We start from the raw sequence: 7,077 nt of genomic DNA, 5'->3' as shown, positions 1-7,077 counted from the left end.
ATAATAGATACTTGATAATTATGAGTTTTGAAATTAATTAAATTTTTTAATCATCAATTAAATTAATTTTAAGCATAAATAGGAAATAGATAAAAATTATTTTAATAAATAGATTATATTTTTATAATGATAATTTATAGGAAATAAAAATAATATCGGATAGTATTAAGATATGAAAACTTTAAACACAACGCTTTCTAATACATTACTCATAGATATTTTACAACAGGTCCGTGCTCTGATCGGACAAGGAAAAGTAGCAAATTATATCCCAGCGTTAGCAGAAGTGCCGAATCATCATTTGGCAATGGCTGTTTGTACTGTCGAAGGAAAGATATTTTCAGCCGGTGATGCATATGAGCGTTTTTCTATTCAGTCAATTTCTAAAGTACTTTGTCTTACCTTAGCGATGACCCGTTACCGGAAAGATGAAATTTGGTCTCGAGTTGGTAAAGAGCCGTCAGGATTACCCTTTAATTCATTGGTACAATTAGAAATGGAAAAGGGGATACCGCGGAATCCTTTTATTAATGCCGGGGCTATTATTATTACTGATATGTTGCAGTTTCGGTTTAGCACACCTAAGCAACGAATGCTGGAGTTTGTTCGTTTTCTTACTGGTCAAACGGATATTAGTTATGATAACCAAGTTGCGAAATCGGAAATGGAGCATGCGAGTCGCAATGCAGCAATTGCCTATTTAATGAAATCTTTTGGTAATTTCAAGAGCGATGTTTTAGCGGTATTAGAAACTTATTTTCATTATTGTTCAATAAGTATGAATTGTGTGGAATTGGCTCAATGTTTTAATTATTTAGCCAACAATGGACGATTATTAAATAATGATCAGATCATCACACCAATTCAAGCCCGACAAATTAATGCCTTGATGATGACTTGTGGGATGTATGATGGTTCTGGTGAATTTGCTTTTCGTATTGGAATGCCCGGTAAATCAGGTGTTGGCGGTGGCATCATTTGTGTTGTGCCTAATGCTTTTACAGTAGCGGTATGGTCACCTGAATTGAATAAATCAGGGAACTCTTTGGCAGGTTGCGCTGCCTTAGAATTATTATCGCAACGAATAGGTCGCTCCGTTTTTTAGTATATGGCAATACAAAGCTGTGGGTTAAAGGAGAAAATATGTTACGTATTATACTAATTGTTTGCACATTATTGATGGCAACTTTTGTCGTAGCGAAAGATCATCAATGTTCTGTAAATCTTAAAGGTGACATTATTATTAGCAAACAGCAGATACAAATAAAAGGTGCCAGTGGGAATTTGCAGATCACACCTGATGGTGAAGTTACCTTTAATAATAAAGTATTGCCGTTAACCCCGATGCAAAGAGAACATGCCGTTGCTTATCAAAGCGTGGTTCGTGCAAATTTACCATGGATCAAACAGCATACTGAGCAGAAATTAGTTGAAGCTAAGGAAATACTCGATAATCTGGTTATTCGGGTAATGGGACAAGACAGTCAAGTGAGAAATCGCTTAAATACACTAAAACAAAATTTGAATAAGCAGATTGATAAAGTTATTGAAAAACGCGCCGATAGCCTGATCTTTCATCATCAGCAGTTAAAAACGATTGAAGCTGACAGCCGTATTTTAGTCAATGAAAGTTTAGGTGGAATATTGCAAGATAGTATTAATGAAATGGGCCGTAAACAATTATTGACGGGTAGTGATGCAAACCAGTCGCTGCAAAATTTGCTGGGTGGACTAAGCGGATTACAGCAGGATTTAGAATGGAAAAAGCAGGAAAATAATTTTCGCCAGTTTGGTCAACAAGTTTGTCATAAAATTGGCCATATGGAGCAGCTTCGTATTGATCTATTAAATAAGTTGAAATAATTTTTTAAACTATCATATATTTTATTTTAAGCGTGCAATTTAACCAAGTTATTACTAAATTAAGCGTTTAATTTGATCGAGATTTATCCAATCAATAAAGTTTAATCTGGTTTTTATCTGTTGTTGTTGCAGATATTAGTCAGGTTAAGCTCAATATTCCCATTTTTTATTTTAGCTAAATTTAGCCTGACAAAATAAATGTCGCTGTACTTGGGATATGAAAGTGACAAAAATCAGTGTAATACCCGATATAGTAATCCTAAAAATTAGTATAATTTATAGGCATAACAATGCTTATCGTTAAATAAACTGTTTTTCTAGTGATTAATTTCAACAAAAATAGAATATTAGGTATAAAGCTTAATAAGAAAACCTTTTGTTTGAAATAAATTACTGAAAAATTTATTTTTGATAGAGAGTGCAATGCATCTCTACTATATTGAATTTAGGCAATAATTACAATTATAACTTTAGTGAAAGTCGACTTAATCGCGTTATGAATGCAGAAACATTGGCTGAAGCGCAAAATATGGGGTTATGGGATCGGATTAAAGACTTTTTTCACGGTGGCCTGAAGCGGCAAGCAATAGAGATATTATTTGATCATATTAATCAGCCGGCATGCCATGATACTTCACCAAATAAACAACTACTGAAATTTGAACGATTGATTGATTTAGCCAAACCTGAACACAAAAAAGATTTTACCATTGATGCTCATCCACCTAATATATACGGTAAATGGAATTATCGATTACAGATCGCAGAACATACTGTATATCAAGCTAATGAGATACAAGCTAATGAGATAGTTGATAGTCCAACCACTTCTTATGGAGCTTTTTGTGCAGTTATGACAGGCATGGCTTTTCGCCAATATATATCTGATAACCCTGATATTTTTGGTATTCGAAATGATAGTAATGATGACTATATCAGGGCTAGTATCCAATGTATGAGTGATAATGAAAAAATACGCCAGCAGCTTGAAAAAGACCTAGACAACCGGAAGTATAGCCATAAAAATTTTTATGCAATCGAACAAGTTGCTGATTCAGAAAAATTTATTGCCCGCTTCAAAGAAGGAAGTTTAGAATTTTCTAATAGAGATAATTTACACGGTGAATTTAGAGGTGCTCTTTTAAAGAATGCATTGCAAAGTCGAAATTATCACAATTTGAGAGAATTGTGCTTACAAAGTAATAATCGTACTGGGCAAAATACCATGCTAAAGTATGCAGTAGCTCCACATATTGATATTTTTATTCAGAGTCTGAAAAAGGGTAATCCCATTGATTGGCCGAATGGTAGGTATGATCCCATTAAGATTCTAATTGAAAATAAAAGTCCTCTTATCAGTGCGGAAACTATTCAATCACTAAATGAACAGGTTATTGGTGATAGGACATTAGGTAAATTATTTGGCATTCATCAACCTAATATCGATGATGCAGATGGTAAGCATAGAAATACTATAATAGAAATACTATAGTAGATAAAAGAGTATAGTTGATTAGAAAAGTAGAATAATATGCCGTCATTTACATCCCATTTAGGGTGGGATGTAAATGGCTTTATAAAAATAGTGTTAACAAAAAATTGAGAAATAATTTGCCTTGTTCGGTGATCTGCCAGCTCAATTTTGTTTCTGTGATATAACCTTCCTCCAGCGCGTTATCAAGTTGACTACGAATGACATTTTCCGCTAAACCGGTGTAATCAATAAAATCCTGTCTTGGTACTGCCTCAAGCAAGCGAAAACGATTCATAAAGAATTCAAAAGGCCTATCTGGTTGGTTTACTTTCTTTTGGTGATAGAGATAGTTCCCCGATAGATAGCCACGGGGATCTTTCGTTTTCATTGTTCGCAAAATACGACCACCGGCAAAAGAGATTTTTCCGTGTGCGCCACAGCCAATTCCTAGATAATCGCCAAAACGCCAATAATTTAAATTGTGCTGACACTGATAGCCAGGCTTGCCATAACCAGATATTTCATATTGTTGATATCCGGCTTTATTAAGTAGCTGATGTCCTTCTGAAAAAATTTTCCACAGTGCATCATCATTAGGTAATACTGGCGGGCAGGAGCCAAAATAGGTATTCGGTTCAATCGTGAATTGATACCAAGAAATGTGAGGCGGAGATAAATCAATTGCTTGTTGCAGATCAGAAAGTGCCTGTTCAAGTGACTGATCAGGTAAACCATGCATTAGATCAAGATTAAAACTACGTAAATTTAATGCTGAAGCCAGACAAGCGGCTTGGATAGCTTCTTCGGGGCCATGTATTCTGGCTAATCTTGTGAGTTTATCGACAGCAAAACTTTGTACTCCAATAGAAATCCGATTAATGCCAGCTTGTTGATATTGGCTAAAACGTTCAGCCTCAACGGTACCAGGATTTGCCTCCATGGTGATTTCGGCATCAGCTGCCAGGGATAATCTTTGACGTATACCATCAAGCAAAGATTGCATTGCCTTAACGTCGAAAAGACTGGGTGTACCGCCACCAATGAAAATACTCTTAACTTGACGACCATTTATCAGTGCAAGGTCAGCTTGAAGATCGGTTAGTAGATGTGTGACATATTCTTGTTGGGGCAACTCACCTTTTAGTGCATGTGAATTAAAATCACAATAAGGGCATTTTTGCACGCACCAGGGAATATGCACATACAGACTCAATGGCGGTAATTTAAGCATTAGTTAAAGATCCTAATAACATTTTTAATGCTTGCCCACGATGCGATACTGCATTTTTTTGCACTTTGGTTAATTGAGCTGCGGTAAGTTTTAGTTTGCTGTCATAAAAAATCAGATCATAACCAAAACCGTTGCTACCTTTAGGTTCATCGGTTAGCACACCTTGCCATATACCGTGACATATAATCGGTGTTGGGTCGGCAAAATGGCGCAGATAAACGAGTACACAATGGAATTGAGCTTGGCGTTGGTTGTCCGGAATATCTTTCATGGTGGATAATAGTTTGTGCAAATTTTCTTCGTCAGATGCATTTTCACCGGCAAAGCGAGCTGAATAGATCCCCGGCGCACCTTTTAACGCATTAACCGAAAGGCCTGAATCATCGGCAATGGCGGCGAAACCAGAGGCTTTTGCCGCATGACGTGCTTTTAATATCGCATTTTCAACAAAAGTTAGCCCAGTTTCTTCAATTGCACTAATAGATAACTCAGTTTGGGCAATAATATTTAAGTTACATTCTTTTAACAGTTTAGCGAATTCACTTACCTTGCCGGCATTACCCGTTGCTAATACCACTTTATGCATGAAATTTGCTCACCTTTACATTAAATAGCCAACTGAATAGAGTATGCTGGTAATAGTCGGATGAATGAATAGCAAAATATCCAGGCGAAGATAATTTAAAGCAATCAAAATCAGCATTACAATCATGGCTGAGAAATCTAACCCGCCCATAGCAGGGATAATACGACGAATAGGTGACATTAAAGGTTCAGTTAATTGCATAAGCATATAATCAATAGGATTACGACCTTGGCTTATCCAACTAAGAATAGCTCGAATTAAGATCAGCCAAAAAACTAACTTGCCGGCATAAGTTAATAATTGAATAAAGCTAATAGGTAATAGCGCTATGCTGATTAAAACGAGCGTGTTCGTTTCCCACATGACAAAAAGAATATTGGCTATGGTAAGAATATAAGCGACCAATAAAGTTGCGGTATCAATAGCTCCAATGGCAGGAATAAAGCGCCGTAAGGGCCCTAAAATTAGTTGAGTTGTTTTGACCACAAATTGGTAAAATGGATTATAGAAATCCGCTCTAACCCATTGCATCCAAACTCGTAGCAATAAAATAATAATGTATAGTTGAATAATGGTTGGTACGATAAAAGTTAAAAATTGCATTTAATTATCTTGATAAATCAATATTGTTTTTTCTATTTCTTCAGCGCGGCGGATTGCAGCACGCATTGCGTTCGTGAAAATTTGAGATAAATTAGCTTGATAAAACTGCTCTAAGGCTTTATAGCCGTAGTGCCGCCTTTCGAAGTCACTTGTTCTCTTAGTGTCACAAAAGAGAGATCTGATTTGGTTGCCGCCAGAGCAGCAGAACCTTGGGTGGTATATAAAACCAGCTCTCTTGCTGTTTTACTATCAAAACTAAGTCGTTCAGCCTCCTGTTGCATTAATTCCATAAATAAGAAAAAGTAAGCAGGTGAACTACCAGTAACAGCAATAATATCATTAATTGCGGCTTCGTTAGCCAGCAAAAAAACTTTGCCAATACTTGCCATTAGTTCTGTGGCAAAAGTTTTATCATTCTCTGATACTGAATCCATGGCATACAAACCACTAACACCTTGGTCTACTAGAGATGGCGTGTTAGGCATAACACGCACCAGACTTATATTAGTCGGGAGATATTTTTGATAACGTTTCACCGGAATTTCAGCGGCAATTGTCAAAACCGGTTTATTGGCAAAATTAGCCTGTTTTTTTAGTGATTGACATACAGTTTCCATAATCTGGGGCTTAACAGCAAGCATAATAACATCTGCATGTTTGCTTGCATCAGCGTTATCGCTTTTTCCATGTATGCCATATTTTTTTAGCAGTTGATCGCGATTTTTGCTGGTGGGGGAGCAGACTGTGATTTTATTTACCGGATAGCCAGCTGAAATTAATCCGGCAATAATCGCGTGAGCCATATTCCCAGCGCCGATAAAGGTAATTTTTCGCTGTTGCATTATATTGCTCCTTTTATTGATTGCCTTGATTTTCAAATTGATTCATTATCGGGAACCAAAAATAGCTGTTGCCAATTCTGACTAATGTTGAACCAAAAGCAATTGCAATATCAAGATCTGCGGTCATGCCCATTGAAAGCGTATCAATATGTGGATATTGCTTTTTTAACCGATTGAATAAATTTTCCATGCTACAAAAAATTGACATCTGTTGGCTAAGCTCATTATTTGGCGCTGGAATTGCCATTAAACCACGTAATTTTACGTTTGGTAATAATACAATTTCAGCCGCTAATTTATCTAACTCTGCTGGTGTGATACCTAATTTACTTATTTCATCACTGATATTCATTTGGATTAGCACGTTTAGTGGCGCTTTATTTATAGCTGGGCGACTTTAAAATGATTACAAGTAATTACTCTATATCAGTAAATTTATATTGGAGAAAAACATATATTTTGTAATCAAAATTAAGAC

Annotated in this window: 7 protein-coding genes and 1 pseudogene; 3 read left to right on the top strand and 5 right to left on the bottom strand. The window is 36.1% G+C overall.

The window, feature by feature from the left end:
• The first annotated feature begins 172 nt into the window (after positions 1–172).
• From glsB to ARSQ2_RS09355, 3 genes are all read left to right on the top strand, one after another.
• Positions 173–1,105 (top strand): glutaminase B, encoded by a 933-nt coding sequence (gene glsB / locus ARSQ2_RS09365; RefSeq protein WP_181995132.1) that lies wholly within the window; start codon positions 173–175, stop codon positions 1,103–1,105.
• A gap of 38 nt (positions 1,106–1,143) precedes the next feature.
• The gene (locus ARSQ2_RS09360) at positions 1,144–1,863 is read left to right on the top strand and encodes a DUF2884 family protein (protein ID WP_181995131.1); all 720 of its coding nucleotides are present in this window, start codon (positions 1,144–1,146) and stop codon (positions 1,861–1,863) included.
• Between the two features lie 439 nt (positions 1,864–2,302).
• On the top strand, positions 2,303–3,355 hold the full coding sequence (locus ARSQ2_RS09355) for a hypothetical protein (protein WP_181995130.1): 1,053 nt from the start codon (positions 2,303–2,305) through the stop codon (positions 3,353–3,355).
• Positions 3,356–3,437: 82 nt separating this feature from the next.
• On the opposite strand, the gene hemW is transcribed toward ARSQ2_RS09355, so the two are convergent.
• From hemW to ARSQ2_RS09330, 5 genes and pseudogenes are all read right to left on the bottom strand, one after another.
• Positions 3,438–4,568 (bottom strand): radical SAM family heme chaperone HemW, encoded by a 1,131-nt coding sequence (gene hemW / locus ARSQ2_RS09350; RefSeq protein ID WP_181995129.1) that lies wholly within the window; start codon positions 4,566–4,568, stop codon positions 3,438–3,440.
• Positions 4,561–5,154 (bottom strand): RdgB/HAM1 family non-canonical purine NTP pyrophosphatase, encoded by a 594-nt coding sequence (gene rdgB, locus ARSQ2_RS09345; protein ID WP_181995128.1) that lies wholly within the window; start codon positions 5,152–5,154, stop codon positions 4,561–4,563. Before rdgB ends, hemW begins: the two co-directional genes overlap by 8 nt.
• A 15-nt stretch (positions 5,155–5,169) precedes the next feature.
• On the bottom strand, positions 5,170–5,757 hold the full coding sequence (locus ARSQ2_RS09340) for a YggT family protein (protein WP_181995127.1): 588 nt from the start codon (positions 5,755–5,757) through the stop codon (positions 5,170–5,172).
• Positions 5,758–5,867: 110 nt separating this feature from the next.
• Positions 5,868–6,560: a pyrroline-5-carboxylate reductase gene (locus ARSQ2_RS09335; protein WP_338078283.1), complete on the bottom strand. Its 693-nt coding sequence runs from the start codon at positions 6,558–6,560 to the stop codon at positions 5,868–5,870.
• Positions 6,561–6,644: 84 nt separating this feature from the next.
• A pseudogene (locus ARSQ2_RS09330) lies at positions 6,645–6,993 on the bottom strand (YggS family pyridoxal phosphate-dependent enzyme); the annotation flags it as partial.
• Between the last annotated feature and the right edge of the window lie 84 nt (positions 6,994–7,077).

The organism is Arsenophonus endosymbiont of Bemisia tabaci Q2 (genome assembly GCF_902713415.1).
Lineage (GTDB): Bacteria > Pseudomonadota > Gammaproteobacteria > Enterobacterales > Enterobacteriaceae > Arsenophonus.
This window is presented reverse-complemented; position numbering and strand designations above follow the sequence as displayed.